This is a genomic window from Paenibacillus sp. ICGEB2008, assembly GCF_000307675.1.
In the GTDB taxonomy this organism is placed as follows: domain Bacteria; phylum Bacillota; class Bacilli; order Paenibacillales; family Paenibacillaceae; genus Paenibacillus; species Paenibacillus polymyxa.
Map to the genome: position 1 here is coordinate 50,548 of NZ_AMQU01000029.1, position 20,495 is coordinate 71,042.

Here is a 20,495-nt window from a genome sequence, read left to right on the forward strand (position 1 = left end):
ATGACACAGCAAGATGTTCAATTGTTTTCCCTAAGCCAGCCACAGCAACGTATTTGGTATACGGAGCTTTTGTATCCTCATCGGAACACTTCAACCATTATCGGTACTGTAAAAATTAGAGGAACTGTTCGTATAGATGCATTGCAGCAAGCAATGAACCGAGTGATTGCCCAAAACGATTCTTTCCGTATCAAAATCACTGCTCAGGATGGAATCCCATATCAATATGTAGAGCCGTTTACAGCGGAAAATATTGAAACGCTTCAAGTAACCCCGGAAGAAGCGAATGAATGGTTAAAGCGCCATAATCCACAACCGTTCTCATTGTTGGATTCGCAGCTGTACCGATTTGTTATTTTACAGCTAGGGGTAGAAGAAACCTGGTTCAATTTTAAAATGCATCATATTATTTCGGACGGCGTGTCCATGAATCAGGCCATTAATGAAATCACCGGACATTATATGAATATTGTGCATGGTACAGGTCAGGATGCACCGACCAAAGGCAATCCTTATCTGGATTTTATTCAGGTAGAGCAAAGCTATGAGCAATCTGACCGTTATCAAAAGGACAAGACGTATTGGACGGAAAAGTTTGCTGATTTGCCAGAGACCACAGGCTTAAAATCATATAACCCGCTGACACTGAGCACAGCTGCACGCCGGGAGAGTTTTATACTGAAGCATGAATTGTATCGTGGTGTTACGGCTTTTTGCGAGGAACATAAAATCAGTATTTTCACGTTCTTTCTGGCGGCTCTGTATATTTATTTGCATAAAGTGACGGGTGAGCAGGACTTAACCGTAGGGACTCTCTATGCCAACCGTACGTCTAAGAAAGAAAAGGATACCATCGGCATGTTCGTCAGCACCGTGGCTACTCGTCTGTTGGTCGAACCGGAATCCGAACTGCTGGCCTTCTTGCAGGGTGTAGGGAAGGAGCAGGCGTCCATTTTGCGGCATCAGCGTTACCCGTACAACAAAATTATTCAAGATTTACGCGAACAGCAAAGTAGTCTGGACATCCAACGTTTATTTGGGGCATCTATTCAGTACCGTACCTTGAGCTTCTCCCGTTTTGATGAAGCGATTCAGCAGGTGGATAACGATTTCTGCGGAGATACAGTGAACGACTTCGATATTCACATGGTTGAAATGCTGGATGACGATAGACTCGTATTATACCTGGATTATCGTACCGAGCTGTTTAGTGAGCAGGAAATTGCTCGAATTATTCAACAATTTTTGAGTGTGGCGGAGCATATGGTACAGGGCCCACACAAGCGGATAGAGGAATTGTCGCTGATCAGTGAGGAAGAACGGGTGGAAATCGTCGACGTATTCAATGCTACAGCAGTGGAATACCCACACGAAGCAGGCATTCATGAGCTGTTTGAGGAACAGGCGGCACGTACACCGAATCAGACAGCAGTTGTGTCTGACAACGCCCATTTAACTTATGGCGAATTGAATGTAAAAGCCAATCGGCTGGCTCACACGCTGCGCGGGAACGGTGTTACCGCTGAGCGAACTGTAGGTATCGTTGCTGAGCGTTCCGTAGATATGATCGTCGGCATGCTGGCGATTCTCAAAGCGGGCGGCGCATATGTGCCGATTGACCCTGATTATCCGGCTGAACGTGTGCGCTACCTATTGGAAGATTCGGGAGCGGAGTTGCTGCTGGTGCAGCATGCGAAACAGCAACCGGAGGATTACACCGGAATTGTGCTGGATCTGAGCGATGCCGCTGTGTACGGGGCAGAGAATAATCAAGATGCAAATAACATACATGGGGAACAAAACGAAGCTAGTCATGCAGATTTTACCTATTATTCGAATCTGAAAAATGACCTTTTAAAGGAATCTTCTTCGTCTGTCGTAGACAGTACTACTGGAGCACATACATTTGGTAATCGACTTGCCTATCTTATGTACACTTCGGGTACGACCGGACAGCCTAAAGGGGTTATGGTAGAACACCGCAATGTTGTGCGCTTGGTGAAAAATACAAACTATGCGCAACTGGGTGCTGACACGCGCATTTTGCAAACCGGCGCCGTTGTCTTTGACGCGTCCACCTTCGAAATTTGGGGTGCGTTGCTGAATGGAGGACAGCTTGTACTGGTAAGTCAGGATGTTATTTTGGACGCTCCGAAGCTCAAGGAAGCTGTCCGCAGCCATGGTATTACAACAATGTGGCTGACTGCGCCACTCTTTAACCAGCTATCCCAGCAGGATCTGGAGTTGTTTGAGGGGGTACAAGAACTGTTGGTCGGCGGTGATGTGCTGTCCGTACCGCACATTAACCGGGTGCTTGAGGCTCATCCGTCCCTACGGATTATCAATGGCTATGGCCCGACGGAAAATACAACTTTTTCTACAACTCATGCGATTGCTGGCGTGCAATCGGAAGCAGTGCCAATCGGGCGTCCGATCCACAACTCCACAGCGTATGTCGTAGATCGTTCCATGCAACTTCAGCCTGTGGGGGCATGGGGTGAACTGATCGTCGGCGGCGACGGGGTGGCACGTGGCTACCGGAATCGTCCTGATTTAACAGCTGAAAAGTTCATAGATAGTCCGTTCCGCAGTGGAGAGCGTTGCTACCGTACAGGCGATTTGGTTCGCTGGAATGAGGACGGGACGCTGGAATACAAAGGACGGATCGACGCGCAAGTGAAAATCCGTGGCTATCGGATTGAATTGGGCGAGGTGGAAGCGCAGCTGTTGAAGCTGGAGGCGGTGCAAGAAGCCGTCGTCATTGCACGTGAGGATGAGCAGGGACAAAAACAGCTTTGCGCATATGTAGTCACCCTTGCGGATATTACGGCAAGTGAGCTACGAAGCGCCTTGAGCCAGGAATTGCCAGGTTACATGGTGCCGTCGTATTTTGTACAGATGGAGCAATTGCCGTTGACACCGAATGGCAAGGTGGATCGGCGGGCGTTGCCACAGCCGGAGGGAAGCGTGGATTCCGGCGAGGATTATGTAGCCGCCCGTAATGAGGTAGAGCGGATATTGGTATCGGTATGGCAATCTGTACTGGGTATCGAACAAATTGGTGTACTGGATAACTTCTTCCATTTGGGAGGCGACTCGATTAAGGCCATCCAGGTGTCTTCGAGATTGCTGCAAAATGGTTACAAGCTGGAAATGAGAGAACTGTTCCAGTATCCAACGATTGCTGAGCTGAATGGACGGGTGCAGCGGGTGACCCGCGTGTCCGATCAAGGAGAAGTCAGAGGAAACGTGGCCTTGACACCAATTCAGCACTGGTTTATTGAACAGCAGCCATCTAATCCTGAGCACTATAACCAGGCTCTGATGCTGCACCGTGAGGATCGTTTGGACGAAACGGCGCTTCATCAAACATTGCAATGCATTGTCGAGCATCATGATGCTTTGCGCATCGTATTCCGCCAAAATGCAGAGGGTGGTTATGAAGCATGGAACCGTGGCGTGCAAGAAGGAGAGCTGTATAACCTCGAAGTGGTGGATTATACCCAGGAGTCTGACTTTGCCCATTTGCTGGAGAGCAAAGCTAGCGAAATTCAAAGTAGCATCCATCTACATGAAGGACCGCTAGTGAAGCTGGGTCTGTTCCGTTGCACCGATGGAGACCATTTGTTGGTAGCGATCCACCATTTGGTGGTCGACGGCGTGTCTTGGCGTATTTTGCTGGAGGATCTGGCATCCGGCTATGAACAGGCTTTACGGGGCGAGTCTGTCCGTTTACCGAATAAGACGGATTCCTTCCGTCTGTGGGCGGATCAGCTGTCAACCTATGCGACTAGCGCAGCATTAGAGAAGGAGCGTGCGTATTGGGAGCAGGTGGAGCGAGCTGGTGCTGCACAAGAGGCATTGCCTAAGGATTACACTCGTAAGTCTCAGGCCAAACCACAGCTTCGCGATGATCGGACACTGACCGTAGCGTGGACGGTCGAAGAAACGGAACAATTTTTGAAACAAGCCCATCGGGCCTACAATACAGAAGCAAACGACCTGCTGCTCACAGCTCTGGGTACGGCCGTTCAGGAGTGGGCAGGCATCGGTCAGGTGCTTGTGAATCTGGAGGGGCATGGACGGGAAGCCATTTTGCCGGATATGGATATTACGCGCACCGTCGGTTGGTTTACCAGCCAATTCCCAGTGGTCCTGGATATGGGCGAGGACCGGAATGTGGGACAGCGTGTCAAGAACGTCAAGGAAGGACTACGCCGTTTGCCGCATAAAGGGATTGGATACGGAATTTTGAGATATCTTGCTGACAGGGCAGAAGAAGCCACTTTTGTGGCCGAGCCGGAAATCAGCTTTAACTATCTCGGCCAATTCGATCAGGATTTGAAGCAGAATGCATTCCGCATGTCTCCTTATTCCGTCGGAGCTTCCATGAGTGACACGTTGACCAAGCGGTATGCTCTGGATATCAACGGCATGATCACGGACGGTGCCCTGGAACTGACGATCAGCTACAGCAACAAAATGTTCATGAAAAAATCGGTTAAAAAACTGGCTGATCTGCTGCAGGAGAGCTTGCGTGAGGTGTTGGCTCACTGTGTGGCTAAAGAGTTGCCGGAGCTGACCCCAAGCGACTTGTCCTTCCAAGGACTGACGGCTGTAGAACTGGATCATATTGTAGAGCAGACGGCTGCTGCTGGAGAACTGGAAAACATTTATTCGTTAACCCCTATGCAAAAAGGCATCCTGTTCCACGGCTTCATGGAGCCGCAATCCGGGGCGTACTTTGAGCAGGCGACATTTGATCTGCAAGGCAGCTTCCAAGTGGAGGCTTTTGCCGAAAGCCTCAACCAGCTGGTGGGTCGCCATCAAATATTCAGAACGAATTTTTATAGTGGCTGGAATGAGCAGCCTTTACAGGTAGTGTACCGCCATAAAGCGGCTGGATTCCGGTTTGAAGATATACGTTCAATGGGACAAGAAGAGCAGGACGCATACCTTGCTGATTTTGCCGAGCGCGACAAAGCCGAAGGCTTTCATTTCAGCTCCGGCGAGCTAATGCGGGTGTCTATTTTACGTACAGGTGAGGAGTCGTACCGTTTTGTGTGGAGCTTCCATCATATTTTGATGGACGGCTGGTGCTTGTTCCTGGTTGTCGGGGAAGCGTTTCATACGTACTTTGCCATCCTCGAAGACCGTAAGCCGGAGCTTACTCCGGTAACGCCATACAGCGAATATATTGAATGGCTGGATCGACAGGACAACGCGGAGGCAGAACGGTTCTGGAGCGATTATTTTGCGGGCTTTGAGCAGCAGACCGTATTGCCGCAGGTCAAACAGCTGGACGGTCATGCAAAAGCATATGAAGCGGACAAGCTTTCATTTACACTGGGCCGTGAAGTGACGGAGCGGATGAACAAGCTGGTTAAGCAGAAGCAAGTGACAGTCAATACATTCCTGCAAGCAGCGTGGGGCGTTGTGTTACAGCGGTATAACAATAGTCGGGATGTGGTATTTGGCAGTGTCGTATCCGGCAGATCAGCAGATATTCCGGGCATCGACAAAATGATTGGGTTGTTCATTAATACGGTTCCTGTACGAGTTCACAGTGAGAAAGAGATGACATTTGCTGGGCTGATGAAGCAGCTTCAGGAGCAGGCACTGGCTTCCCGTGCCTATGAAACCTATCCCTTGTATGAAATTCAGGCCCTGACCGAGCAGAAGCAGGACCTGGTGAACCATATTATCGTGTTTGAAAACTACCCCGTGGAGCAGCGCATGGAGCAGATGGGTAGCCGCGGGAACAATGGCTTTACGATTGCCAATGCTTCCATGTCAGAGCAAACAAACTATGATTTCAACATCACCGTGGTGCCAGGCGATGAAATCCATGTCCATTTGGAGTACAACGCGCAGGTGTTGGAACGTACAGCTGTAGAGCAAATCCGTGAGCATTTGCTGCATATGATTGAAGAAGCGATTCACCGACCAGATGCACTGGTGGATGAGCTTGAGCTGGTGACTACTGCGGAAAAAGCGAAAATTATCGATGGTTTTGGATCCGTGGGCGTAGCTGCATGGAGTGATGAAAAGGAATCCGAATTGTTGTTCCACGCCTATGTGGAAGAACAAGCGCAGCTTGTGCCGGATCATGTGGCCGTTGTATACGAGGAGGAGCAGCTTACGTACCGTGAGTTGAACGAGCGTGCGAACCAACTGGCCCGTAGATTGCGGAATGAGGGCATTGGACGCGAATCGATTGTCGGCATCTTGAGCGAGCGTTCGGTAGACATGCTGGTCGGCGTACTAGCGGTATGGAAGGCAGGAGGCGCCTATGTACCGCTAGATGCAGATTATCCATCCGAACGAATTCGTTTCATGCTGGAGGACAGCGGTGCGACGGTGCTGCTAACGCAAATCGGCTTGCAGGAGCGCGCACAGGGTTGGCTGGAGGAAAGCCAATGGGCTATGGGCGAAGGAAAGAGCGAGGGTGTGCTGGAGACGGCGGTTAGCGCTGAAACGATGGAAAGAGACCGTCTGAATGAAGGCGTAAGCTTGAAAGCAGATTCGAAGTCTGACAGCGAAGCAGCATCCGAACCGGTAACAGGGCTGCGTCTGCGTACTGTATTGGCACTAGACGATGAATCGCTGTATACCGGAGATGTCACAGACGTCGATCACATCAACGAGCCACACGATCTGGCGTATGTGATCTACACGTCGGGGACAACAGGACGTCCGAAGGGCGTCATGATCGAGCATCGCAGCTTGGTGAATACAGCTGCGGCGTATCGCCGGGATTACCGTCTGAACCAGTTCCCAGTCCGACTGCTGCAACTGGCCAGCTTCTCCTTCGATGTTTTTGTCGGTGATATTGCACGGGCGCTTTATAACGGCGGCACGATGGTCATCTGCCCGAAAGACGACCGGATTGACCCAAGCCGTCTATACGGATGGATTCGCGATTATCAGATTACCGTGTTCGAATCGACTCCAGCCTTGATCGTACCGTTTATGCAGCATGTGCATGAACACGGGCTGGACATGAGCAGTCTGGAGCTGCTGATTACGAGCTCAGATAGCTGCAGCGTGACGGACTACCGAGTGCTGCAAGAACGGTTTGGCGCAGATATCCGTATCATCAACAGCTATGGCGTCACGGAAGCGGCGATTGACTCCAGCTTCTACGACGAAGAGCTGTCGAAGCTGCCAAGCAGCGGGAATGTGCCGATTGGTCAGGCATGGCTGAACGCACGCTTCTACATCGTGGACAGCCAGCTGAATCCGGTGCCGATTGGCGTACTGGGTGAGCTATGCATTGGCGGTGCCGGGGTCGCACGGGGATACCTGAACCGTGCGGACCTGACAGCCGAGAAATTCATAGCGAATCCGTACGTGCCGGGTGAACGACTGTATCGCACCGGCGATTTGGCGCGGTGGATGCCAGACGGCAATGTGGACTTTATCGGCCGGATGGACTATCAGGTCAAAATCCGGGGCTACCGGATTGAACTAGGCGAGATTGAAACGGCGATCCAGCGGGTACCGGGTGTGCGTCAAGTCGTAGTCATCGACCGGACGGACGAGCGTGGACACAAGTATTTGTGTGGATACATCACGGGAGAAACCGAGCTGCGGATCGAGGAAGTACAGGCCGCGCTGGAAGCAGGACTGCCAGCGCACATGGTGCCTGCACGCCTGATGCGACTGGAGACGATCCCGCTGACCAGCAACGGCAAAATCGACCGCAAGGCTTTGCCGGAACCGGAAGGCAGCATTCATACCGGAGCAGCCTATGTGGAACCGCGTACTACGGTGGAGCAAGTACTGGCTGCGGTATGGGCCGCAGTGCTTGGCGTGGAGGCCGTAGGCACGCAGGATAACTTCTTCGAGCTGGGCGGCGATTCGATCAAAGCCTTGCAAGTATCCTCCCGCTTGCTACAAGCAGGTTATCGACTGAACATGAAAGACCTCTTCAGCTACCCGACGGTAGCGGCACTCAGTCCGTTGCTTCGTACCGATGGCAAGATGGCCAGTCAGGAAGAGGCAGTAGGCCAGGTGGAACTAACACCTATTCAGCGCTGGTTCTTCGAGCAGCAGCCGGCTGATCTGCACCACAGCAACCAGGCGATGATGCTGTACCGAGCTGGGGGCTTTGACGTCGATGCATTGCGCCGTACGATGGACCGTATGGTCCAGCATCATGACGCACTGCGCACGGTATTCCGTAAGACGGAGCAGGGCTATGTCGCTTGGAACCGCAGTGTAGATGAAGGCGAGCTATACACGCTGGATATTGTAGATTTCAGCGGAGTGGAAGACGAATCTGCCGCTGTTGAAGCTAAGGCGAGTGAAATTCAAGCCAGCATTCATTTGAGCGCGGGTCCACTGGTGAAGCTCGGTCTGTTTCATTGTGCTGAGGGCGACCATGTATTAATCGTCATTCATCATTTGGTGGTGGACGGTGTATCGTGGCGTATTTTACTGGAGGATTTGGCATCTGGTTATGAGCAGGCAGTTGCAGGTCAAACCGGCACAGCTATTCGGCTGCCGCATAAAACAGATTCGTTCCAGGTATGGGCCAAACAACTGTCAGCCTATGCCAACAGTGCGACGATGGAGCAGGAGCTGGCTTACTGGCAGCATATCGAACAAGCCGAAGCAAGCCTCGCGAAGCCTTTGCCGAAGGATTTTGCAAATGACAAGGCACGGCTGGGAGACAGTGAGGTGGTGACGGTCCGCTGGACGAAGCAGGAAACTGAGCAGTTGCTCAAACAAGCTCATCGCGCGTACAACACGGAAATGAATGACCTGTTGCTAGCCGCGCTCGGAAAAGCCGTCTATGACTGGTCGGGTTCTGAACGAGTGCTGATCAACTTGGAGGGCCATGGACGGGAAGCCATTGTGCCGGATGTGGATATTACGCGCACGGTCGGCTGGTTTACGAGCCAATTCCCGGTTGTCCTGGATGGAAGTCTGGGAGAAGGGGGACATACTGCTCGCCTGATCAAGCGGACCAAAGAAGGGCTGCGTCATATTCCGCAAAAGGGCATCGGCTATGGGATTTTACGATACCTGTCGGATCTAAATGTGCTAGAGAAAGCAGGCGTACAGTTACAGGCTCAGCCTGAGATCAGTTTTAACTATTTGGGCCAATTCGATCAGGATTATAAAGGCAACGATCTACAGCCTTCATCCTATTCCATCGGTGTGCCTGTCAGCACGAACGCGACTATGGATTTTGCGCTGGATATCAACGGATTAATCGAGGATGGCGAGTTGGTGTTCACGATTCGCTACGGTACAACGCAGTTCCGTCATGAAACGATTGCACGGCTGGGAGAACTGCTGGCATCCGGCTTGCGTGAAGTCATTCATCATTGTGTCACCCAAGAAAGAACGGTGCTGACCCCAAGTGATGTGCTGTTAAAACAGGTAACGCTAGACGAACTGGAGCAATTGGTGGAAGATACGCGAGATCTGGGCGAGCTGGAAAATGTGTATGCTTTGACACCGATGCAAAAGGGTATGCTCTTTTTCAGCCTGATGGATGAGAATTCGGCGGCTTATTTTGAGCAGGCATCCTTTGAGTTGAATGGGCGCTTCGATGTGGTTACTTTCGGTAAGAGCTTGGATCTGCTCGTACAGCGTCATGAGGCCCTGCGGACGAACTTTATCAACTCATGGAAGGATGAGCCTGTACAGGTCGTCTTCCGCAATCGCAGCGGACAATTATATTATGAAGACCTGCGAGGACTAGAAAAAGAGGAACGAAAAGCGCGTGTGGAGGCTTTTACCCTTGCCGATAAAGCGAAGGGATTTAATCTCGCAGAGGATGCACTCCTTCGTATCTCGATCCTGCAAACTGGGGATGAAACGTATCACTTTATCTGGAGCTTCCATCACATTTTGATGGATGGCTGGTGCTTGTCCTTTATGACCCAGGAAGTATTCGGTAGCTATCTGGCACTGCGTGCGGGTGATGAGCCAGTGCTGGAGCCTGTCACGCCGTTCAGCCGATTTATCGAATGGCTGGAACGTCAGGATCGTGAGGCAGCCCTGCAATACTGGCGTGGGTATCTGGCGGACTACGAGCAGCAAATTACGCTTCCACAGCAAAAAACACTGCCGAAATCAATGCAAGCTGGGGAATATATCGCTGAAGATCTGGATTGCGAATTCCAGCCAGAGCTGGTTGCCCAGATCGAACGGGTGGCGAAGCAAAATCAGGTCACGATCAATACGCTGATTCAGACGGTATGGGGCGTCTTATTGCAGAAATATAACAACAGTACGGATGTCGTGTTCGGCAGCGTTGTGTCCGGTCGTCCAGGGGATATTCCAGGTGTGGAGCACATGATCGGGCTATTTATCAATACAATTCCAGTGCGTGTGCAGTCTGAACCAGGTGAAACCTTTGTCGAGCTGATGAAACGAACACAGCGGCAGGCGCTGGCTTCCAATGCCTACGATGCGTTCCCGCTGTATGAAATTCAAGCGCTGACCGAGCAGAAGCAGGATTTAATCAACCATATTATGATATTTGAAAATTACCCGGTGGAGCAGCAGGTAGAGCAACTGGGCAGTGATGGACAGGATCCCTTCACAATTTCAAACGTGGTGTCTACAGAGGAAACCAACTACGATCTGAACGTTGTCGTGATGCCAGGTGAAGGCATCAAGATTCGTTTTATGTATAACACGCTCAGCTTTGATCAAGCAGGTATTGAACGTCTGTATGGACATTTTGCGCGTCTCTTGGAGCAAATCTCGCTCAACCCGCATGTTCGAGTGGAAGAGCTGGAACTACTCACAGCAGCGGAAAAACAGCAAATTATAGCGGCCTTTAATGATACCGCTTGTGCATTTCCGTCTCATCAAACGATCCATCAGCTGTTCGAGGAGCAGGTGGAGTGTACGCCGGATCAGGTGGCATTGGTGTTTGAACATCGGCGTCTGACGTATCGAGAGCTGAATGAACGAGCCAACTCATTGGCACGCATCCTTCAAGCACAGGGAGTAGGACCTGACAAACTGGTTGGTCTGATGGTGCAGCGCTCCGTGGAAATGATCGTAGGTCTGCTGGCTGTGCTAAAAGCAGGCGGTGCTTATGTGCCGATCGATCCCGAATTTCCGTCCTCTCGTATTCAATACATGCTGGAAGATAGCGAGGCCACAGTGCTTCTGACCCGTCGTGATTTAGCAGAAGAGCACCATTGCCACGCCAATGCCCTATTTCTTGAGGATGCAGCATTGTATCAGGGAGAAAACAGTAACCTGGAATCGATTGCCAAACCAGAGCATTTGGCTTACGTCATCTATACCTCTGGTTCGACGGGAAATCCGAAAGGAGTTATGCTCCAGCATCGCTCGGTCCTCAACTTTATTACCGGGATGCGCGAAGTCATTGACTTTGAAACGAGCCAAACGATGTTGTCACTCACGACCATTTCTTTCGACATTTTTGTCTTGGAGACCATCCTGCCACTGTTAGGCGGAATGACGGTGGTGCTTGGCGACCACCAGCATCAGGTGAATCCACAGGCTCTGGGTGAATTGATTGCTCATCATCATATTGAGATGTTGCAAATGACACCGTCCCGGTTGCAAATGCTGCTGGGTCATGAAGCAGGTTCCCGGGCGCTGCAAGGCGTGAAGGCTATAATGGTGGGGGGCGAAGCCCTGCCGTCCAAGCTGCTTGCAGCACTGCAAGAAATCAACGGTCCCCGGATTTATAACATGTACGGACCTACAGAAACGACGGTGTGGTCGACCGTGCAGGAACTGACCCATGCTCAACAAATTAACATCGGACGCCCTATCGCGAATACCCAAATATATATCCTGAATGCGAATGGGGAATTGCAGCCCGTCGGTGTGCCGGGTGAGTTATGTATTGCCGGGGAAGGCTTGGCTCGCGGGTACTGGAAACGTGAAGAACTGACGGCTGAGAGATTTGTGAATCATCCGTTCGCTGGTGACAAGGCAGACCAGGAGCGGATGTATCGTACAGGCGATTTGGCGAGATGGATGCCGGACGGCAACCTTGAATATTTGGGTCGGATGGACCATCAGGTGAAAATCCGGGGCTACCGGATCGAACTGGGCGAGATCGAATCGCAGCTACTGCAGGTGGAGTCCGTACAAGAAGCAGTCATCATGGCCCGTACAGACGAAACGGGTCAAACCCAGCTCGTGGCGTACTACGTTGCAAGTCAAGAGCTTGGAAGTAGTGAGCTGAGACAGGAGCTGGGACAAGCGCTGCCAAGCTATATGGTGCCGTCGTATTTCATCTGGTTGGAGCAGATGCCACTGACACCGAACGGCAAAATCGACCGCAAGTCCCTGCCAGCACCGGAAGGCAGTCTACACAGCGGTGCAGATTATGCAGCGCCACGAACTGTAACGGAACGGACACTCGTAGCGATCTGGCAGTCCATCCTGGGCGTGCCCACTGTCGGGATTTTGGACAATTTCTTTGACCTGGGCGGCGATTCGATCAAGGCGATTCAAATCGTATCGCGTGCGTTCCAGGCAGGCTACAAGCTGGACATGAAGGATTTGTTCCGCTATCCAACCGTCGCAACGCTGGCACCGCATATGCACGAGGTAAGCCGTAGGGTAGATCAGGGAGAAGTGAGCGGGGCAACAACTTTGTCTCCCATCCAGCATTGGTTCTTTGCCCAGGAGCAAGTAGACGCACATCACTTTAATCAGGCGGTGATGCTGCACCGGGAGCAGGGTTTTGATGAGTCCGCTTTGCGTCAGGCACTTGGCAAACTCACAGCGCACCATGATGCTCTGCGGATGGTATTCAGCAAGACCGAGCAAGGCTATGAAGCCTGGAACCGCGGAGTACAGGAAGGCGAGCTGTATCACCTGGATGTGGTGGACTTTACAAACTTGACGGATGAAGCCACGCTCAGCGCAGCCATGGAGACGAAAGCCAGTGAAATTCAAAGCAGTATCCAGCTGCATGCAGGGCCGCTGTTGAAGGCTGGTTTGTTCCACTGTGCAGATGGGGATCATCTCCTGATGGCGATTCACCATTTGGTCGTGGACGGGGTATCATGGCGTATTTTATTCGAGGATTTGGCCGTAGCCTATGAACAGGCCATTCATGCAGAGGTACTTCAGTTACCAGACAAAACGGATTCATTCCGCTTCTGGTCGCAAGAACTTTTCAAGTATGCGCATAGCGCAGCCATGGACAGCGAATACGCCTACTGGGAGCAATGGAACGCAACCGCTTTGGCTGACCAAGTACGTTTGCCTGAGGATCAAGCGGAGGCCGAACCGTTTATCCTAGCTGACACGGATACAGTGGTCTTCCAGCTTACGGAAGAAGAGACAGAAAAACTATTGAAGCAAGCACACCGCGCGTACAACACGGAAGTGAACGCTTTGCTGCTGACTGCACTAGGCATGACGCTGTACACGTGGACGGGGCATGAACGCAGCCTGATTCATTTAGAGGGACACGGACGGGAGAACATTTTGCCGGATACAGACATTTCTCGTACGGTAGGCTGGTTTACGAGTCCATATCCGGTGTGGCTGGATATCGGTCGTGGTCACGCTTTGTCGGAACGCATCAAACGGGTCAAAGAGAGTCTGCGCCATATTCCGAATAAAGGAATGGGCTACGGAATTTGGAGATATTGGAGTGAATCCGGCCAAGCCGTTGGTCAACATCAAGCTTTTGCCGAGCCACAAGTAAGCTTTAACTACCTCGGACAGTTGGATCAAGACTTGCCAAACAGCGATATCCGCATGTCTCCTTATTCGATGGGATCGGTCGTGAGTGGCCGGACGAAGTTGAAATATGCGCTCGATGTGAGTGGAATCGTAACCAATGGCATCCTGGAACTCGACATTCGGTATAATGGCAAAGCCTTCCGTAAGGACACAGTCGAAATGCTAGCCAATCTGTTGAAATCCAATCTGCTTGAAGTGATCGAGCATTGTGTTACACGGGAGCAGGCCGAATTGACTCCAAGTGATGTACTGTTTAAAGGTCTGACCCTGGAGCAATTCGATACGATTAAGGCGCAGACCAAGGCGGTCGGGGAATTGGAAAATGTGTACCCATTGACCCCCATGCAAAAGGGGATGCTGTTCCACAGTCTGATGAATGCAGAAACAGGGGTGTATTTTGAGCAGGCTACCTTTGAACTTGAAGGCCACTTTGCGCCATCTATATTCGAGGATAGCTTGAAGCTGCTGGTTAGCCGGCATGCTATATTACGGACGAATTTCTACAGCGGCTGGCATGGTCAACCCTTGCAAATCGTCTATTGTCATAAAGATCCGAGCTTCCGTTATGAGGATGTCAGAGGGTGTGAACAGGCTGTAGCTGAATTTGTGTCTCAGGATAAAGCCAGAGGCTTTGATTTAAGCAAGGATGCGCTCATGCGCGTAGCCGTCTTCCGCACGGGTGATCGCTCATACCGTTTTGTATGGAGCTTCCATCATATCGTAATGGATGGCTGGTGCCTGTCACTAATGACAGACGAAGTATTTAGTGCATATGCTGCCTTGCTGGAGAACAAGCAGCCAGAGCTTGCACCTGTCAAGCCGTATAGTGACTATATCGAATGGTTGGAACACCAAGATGCACAGGAAGCATCTCGTTATTGGAGTGACTATTTGGCAGGTTTTGAGCAGCAAACCTTGTTGCCTAGTGAGAATGCGCAAGTTTCTGTAGCAGAACGGGATGAAGATACCAACCGAAGCGGTCAAAGTTCAAATTCCGGCTATGTTTTGGAAAAGCTGCCATTTATGTTGGGTAAAGAACGGAGTGCCGCATTAAACCAAATGGCCAAGCAACAACATGTCACGATTAACACATTGCTGCAAAGCATTTGGGGCGTTATTTTACAGAAATACAATAATCATCAGGATGTCGTGTTTGGTAGTGTGGTATCCGGTCGTCCGGCAGAAATTCCAGGTGTGGAGAGCATGATCGGTTTGTTTATCAACACGATTCCGGTACGCATATGCAGTGCACAGGATGCTACATTTGCTGACGTATTGCAGCGTACGCAGGAACAGGCTTTGGCCTCCAGTGTCTATGACACGTTCCCGCTCTACGACATTCAGGCACGGACTGAACAAAAACAAGACCTGATCAATCACATCATGGTCTTTGAAAACTATCCCATCGGGCAGCAGATGAAGCAGATGGGCGGTTCCGGCGAAGCGGACGCACACACAGGCTTCTCCATTGCTAATGTGGAACTTACAGAGCAAACCAACTACGATTTTAACCTGATTGTCGTACCTGACGAGGATATCTCTATCCTACTTGAGTACAATGCGCTGGTGTATAACCGGTCTGCAATGGAGCGTATCCAAGGTCATATCGACCACGTCATCGGACAAATCGTGGAGAATCCGCATATCCGTGTGGATGAGCTGGCATTGGTAACAGCGGAAGAACAGGCGCAAATCGTACAGGTATGGGGAGATACGGCGGCAGCCTATCCGCAGGATCAGACGCTAAGCAGTCTGTTTGAGCAGCAGGCAGTGAACACACCAGAGCAAGTGGCGGTGTTGTGCGGAGCGGAGTCGTTGACCTACGCGGAGCTGAACGAACGAGCCAACCGTTTAGCGCGGACGTTGCGTGCGCAAGGGGTTCAGCCGGATCAGCCCGTGGGTATTCTGGTCCACCGTTCACTGGACATGATCGTAGGCATCTATGCGATCCTCAAGGCCGGCGGAGCCTATGTGCCGATTGATCCGGAATATCCGGCCGATCGTATCCGCTTTATGCTGGAGGACTCGGGAGCGAAGCTGGTGCTGACGCAAGCGCATCTGGCGGAGCAAGCCTCGCTGAGTTTTGACGGCCAAGTGCTGGTACTGGATCGCGAGGACATCTATCACGAAGACAGTTCAAATCTAGAGCCCCTGGCTGGACCGCACCATGTCGCCTATGTCATTTATACCTCTGGCTCCACGGGAAAACCGAAGGGCGTGATGGTGGAGCATCATTCCGTGCTGAACCGGATTTTGTGGATGCATAATCGCTACGGCTTGAGTGCGGAAGATACGATTCTGCAAAAGACCGCCTTCACCTTCGACGTGTCGGTGTGGGAGCTGTTCTGGTGGTCAATGGTCGGCTCGAAGGTAAGCCTGTTGTCCGTGGGCGGGGAAAAGAACCCGGAAGACATCGTGGACACGATTGCCCGCGACGGCGTGACTACAATGCACTTTGTACCCGCCATGCTGCGTGCATTCCTGGAGTATGTGGAGCAGCAGCCACGAGAAGTGATGCAAGCGAAGCTGGGCACGCTGCGCCATGTCTTTGCCAGTGGTGAAGCGTTGCCGCCACAGCATGTGGCCCGGTTCCAGCGGCTCGTGTCGAGCCTGGCCGGAGCGAAGCTGGTCAACCTGTATGGACCAACCGAAGCGACGGTGGACGTATCGTACTTTGATTGCGAGCCGGATGAGGAATATGCAGTGATTCCGATCGGGAAACCGATTCAAAATATCCGTCTGTACATCGTCAAGGAAGGCACGGAGCAATTGCAGCCGATTGGGGTTGCAGGGGAACTGTGCATCGGTGGTGTCGGCGTAGCCCGCGGTTACCTGAACCGTCCGGAGCTGACGGCAGAGAAATTCGTTGCCGATCCGTTTTCGGGTGGGGAAGCAGGCTATGAACGGATGTACCGCACCGGCGATTTGGCGAGATGGATGCCGGACGGGAACATTGAGTATCTGGGCCGGATCGACCATCAGGTGAAAATCCGGGGCTACCGAATTGAACTGGGCGAGGTCGAAACGCAGCTGCTCCAAGTGGAATCGGTACGAGAAGCGGTGGTCATGGCTCGTACGGATGAAACGGGCCAAAAACAAATGGTGGCCTACTATGTTGCGGGGCAAGAAATCGGAGCCAGCGAGCTGAGAAGTGAGCTGGGCCGAGAATTGCCAAGCTACATGGTACCGTCCTACTTTGTACAGCTGGAGCAAATGCCGCTGAGCCCTAATGGCAAAATCGATCGCAAGGCATTGCCGGCACCGGAAGGCAGCCTGCAAACCGGAGCCGATTATGCAGAGCCGCGTACGGCGCAAGAACGCGCGCTGGTCGCGGTCTGGCAGTCCGTACTGGGACTACAGACGGTCGGCATTTTGGACAATTTCTTTGATCTGGGCGGCGATTCGATCAAAGCCATCCAAATCGCATCCCGTGCGTTCCAGGCCGGCTATAAGCTGGACATGAAGGATTTGTTCCAATATCCGACAGTTGCAGCCCTGGCACCGCATATGCATGAGGTCCGTCGTATGGCCAATCAAGAAGAAGTGAGCGGGGAAACGGCGCTACTTCCGATCCAGCATTGGTTCTTTGCGCAGGAGCGCGAGCGTCCGCAGCACTTTAATCAGGCGGTCCTGCTCTATCGCGCTGAGGGCTTTAAAGAGGCAGTGGTTCGTCAAGTGATGGACCACATCGTGAAGCACCATGATGCGCTACGTACGGTTTTCCGTCAGACTTCCGCTGGTTATACAGCTTGGACACGCGGTGTAGACGAGCGCACGCTGTATACGCTGGAAACGGTGGACTACCGTGAACAGTCCGCTTATGCGGAAGCGCTGGAAGTGAAGGCAACGGAAATCCAAAGCAGCATGGACCTGTCCGCAGGACCGTTGGTGAAGCTGGGATGGTTCCGTACCACTGAGGGCGACCATCTACTGATCGCCATTCACCATTTGGTGGTGGACGCAGTGTCGTGGCGGATCTTGTTCGAAGATTTCTCGACAGGCTACGAGCAGGCGATCCAGGGCGAGTCCGTACGATTGCCGTATAAAACAGATTCCTTCCAAACTTGGGCACAGGAGTTATCTTCTTACGCCAATCGTCCTGAGGCTGCCTCGGATGCGTCGTATTGGAAGCAGCTGGAACAGGCCAAAGCGGAAGCTACGCCGCTGCCTAAGGATTTTGCCTACGAGGGCTCCTTAAACGCAGACAGCGAAGTGCTGACCGTAGCGTGGAGCGAAGCTGAAACCGAGCAACTGCTGAAGCAGGCTCATCGCGCCTACAACACCGAGGTCAATGATTTGCTGCTGACCGCGCTGGGACTCGCGCTGCACAACTGGACAGGCGCAGGCCATGTGCTGGTGAATCTGGAGGGACACGGCCGGGAAACGATCCTGCCAGAGGTGGATATTACGCGTACGATCGGCTGGTTTACGAGCTTGTATCCGGTGTTGCTGGAGACCAGCAAGGAAATGACACTGGCTCAGCGGATTAAAGAAACCAAGGAAGGCTTGCGCCGGATTCCGCATAAAGGGCTGACCTATGGCATTTGGCGTTACCTGTCCTCTGGGTCCAGATCGAATGACCGTGCGATTGCAGCCGAACCGGAAATCAGCTTTAACTACTTGGGGCAGGTCGATCAGGATCTGCAAAACAGTGGAATCACGTTGTCGTCCTACCATGCAGGGGAGACAGAGGATGCCCATTCCCGCTTGCCGTACACGCTGGATTTAAACGCGATGATCTCGGAAGGCACGCTGCGTTTGACAATTGCTTACAGCCGTAAGCAGTATCGTAAAGAAACGCTGGAGCGTGTGGCGGGACTGCTGCAATCCGCTTTGCAAGAGGTCATTGCGCATTGTGCGGCTCAGGAACAACCGGAACTGACGCCAAGTGATGTATCCTTCAAAGGCTTAACGACTGGAGAGCTGGAGCAGATTGCGGAACAGGCGGCACGTATCGGTGAGCTGGAAAATGTATACGCACTGACGCCAATGCAAAAGGGGATGCTCTTTTACAATCTGATGGATTCGCAATCGGGAGCGTATTTTGAACAGGCATCCTTTAATCTGCGCGGACATTTTAATATTGCTGCATTTGCGGCCAGTTTGGATGTCTTGGTGCAGCGGCATACGGTACTGCGCACGAACTTCTACAGCGGCTGGAAGGATGAACCGCTTCAGGTTGTATACCGGAATAAGCGCAGTGAACTGTATGTTGAGGATTTGCGGGATATGGAGGAAGAGCAGCAAAACGAGTACATCCTCGAATTTACGCGTAAAGACAAGCAAAGAGGTTTTGATCTGGCACAAGACGCTTTGATGCGTGTTGCTGTGTTGCGCACAGGTGAGGATACGTACCGTTTTGTATGGAGCTTCCATCATATCGTGATGGACGGCTGGTGCTTGTCACTGGTGACAAATGAAGTGTTTACAAGCTATTTTGCGATCTTGGCCCATAAACAACCGGAACTGGCCCCTGTAACGCCGTACAGTCAATATATCGAATGGCTGGAGCAGCAGGATCGTCAGGCCTCATCAAGCTACTGGAGCAAGGTGCTGGATGGATATGAGGAGCAGTCCCGTTTGCCACAGGCAAAAATTCAGGGCAAGGCGGGATATCAGGCAGCGCGTCTGGATTTTGATTTGGGCGTAGAGCTAACCGCTGGTATTCAGCGTATAGCCAAGCGTTATCAGGTGACCATCAATACGTTGATGCAGACCGTTTGGGGCCTTTTGCTGCAAAAATATAATGGCACCGATGATGTCGTGTTTGGCAGCGTGGTATCTGGACGTCCGGCAGACATTCCGAATGTGGAGCACATCATTGGTCTGTTTATCAATACGATTCCGGTGCGTATCCGCAGTCAAGTGGACAATCTATTCTCCGACGTGATGAAGCAAACCCAGGAGCAATCGATTGCTTCCCATGTGTATGATACGTATCCGCTGTATGAAATTCAGGGGCTGTCAGAGCTTAAGCAGGATTTGATCAATCATATTCTTATTTTTGAGAACTATCCGGTCGAGGAGCAAATTGAGCAATTAGGTAGCGGTGAGGCGGCCAGCTTCACCATCACAGGAGCCGAGTCTGTCGAGCAGACCAACTATAACTTTAACGTGGTAGTGCTGCCGGGGAATACCATTCACATGAGCTTTGGGTATAATGCCTTGGCCTTTGAATGGGAAAGCGTAGAGCACATTCGAGGTCATCTGGTACAGCTGCTGGAGCAAGTGACAGCGAATCCAGACATTCGCGTGTGTGAGCTGGATATGGTTACGGTGCAGGAGCGCGAGCAAATCGTTGAGGTCTGGGGCAATACAGTAGCAGTGTATCCAAGCGAGCAAACGATTCACGGCTTGTTCGAGGCGCAAACGGCGCAGACACCGGAGCAGACAGCCTTGTTCTTTGAAGGAGAGACGCTGACTTATCGTGAGCTGAATGAACGCGCCAATCAATTGGCTCGTACCTTGCGCAGTCAAGGCGTGACGAAGGATCGTCTGGTGGGTCTGATGACTGAGCGCTCGGTGGACATGATCGTGGGCATCTTTGGGATTTTGAAGGCTGGGGGCGCCTATGTTCCTATCGATCCAACCTATCCGGAGGAACGTATCCGCTACATGCTGGACGACTCGGGAGCGAAGCTGCTGTTGACACAAAGTCATCTGGTGGACAAAGCAGTTATCGATGGTCAAGTGCTGGTGCTGGATGGAGCACAAAGTGTGTATCACGAGGATGGCTCCAACCTGGAGCCGGGGTCCGGCCCGAATGATTTGGCGTATGT

1 protein-coding gene (running past one end of the window) is annotated in these 20,495 nt (G+C 52.0%); it reads left to right on the forward strand.

The genetic code is table 11. The annotated features are described in order from the left end of the window. Positions 1-20,495, forward strand: partial view of a non-ribosomal peptide synthase/polyketide synthase gene (locus C400_RS28270; RefSeq protein ID WP_232795422.1) — the 5' portion only. It continues 4,186 nt past the right edge of the window; only the first 20,495 of its 24,681 coding nucleotides appear in the window; it begins with the start codon at positions 1-3; its stop codon lies off the right edge, out of view.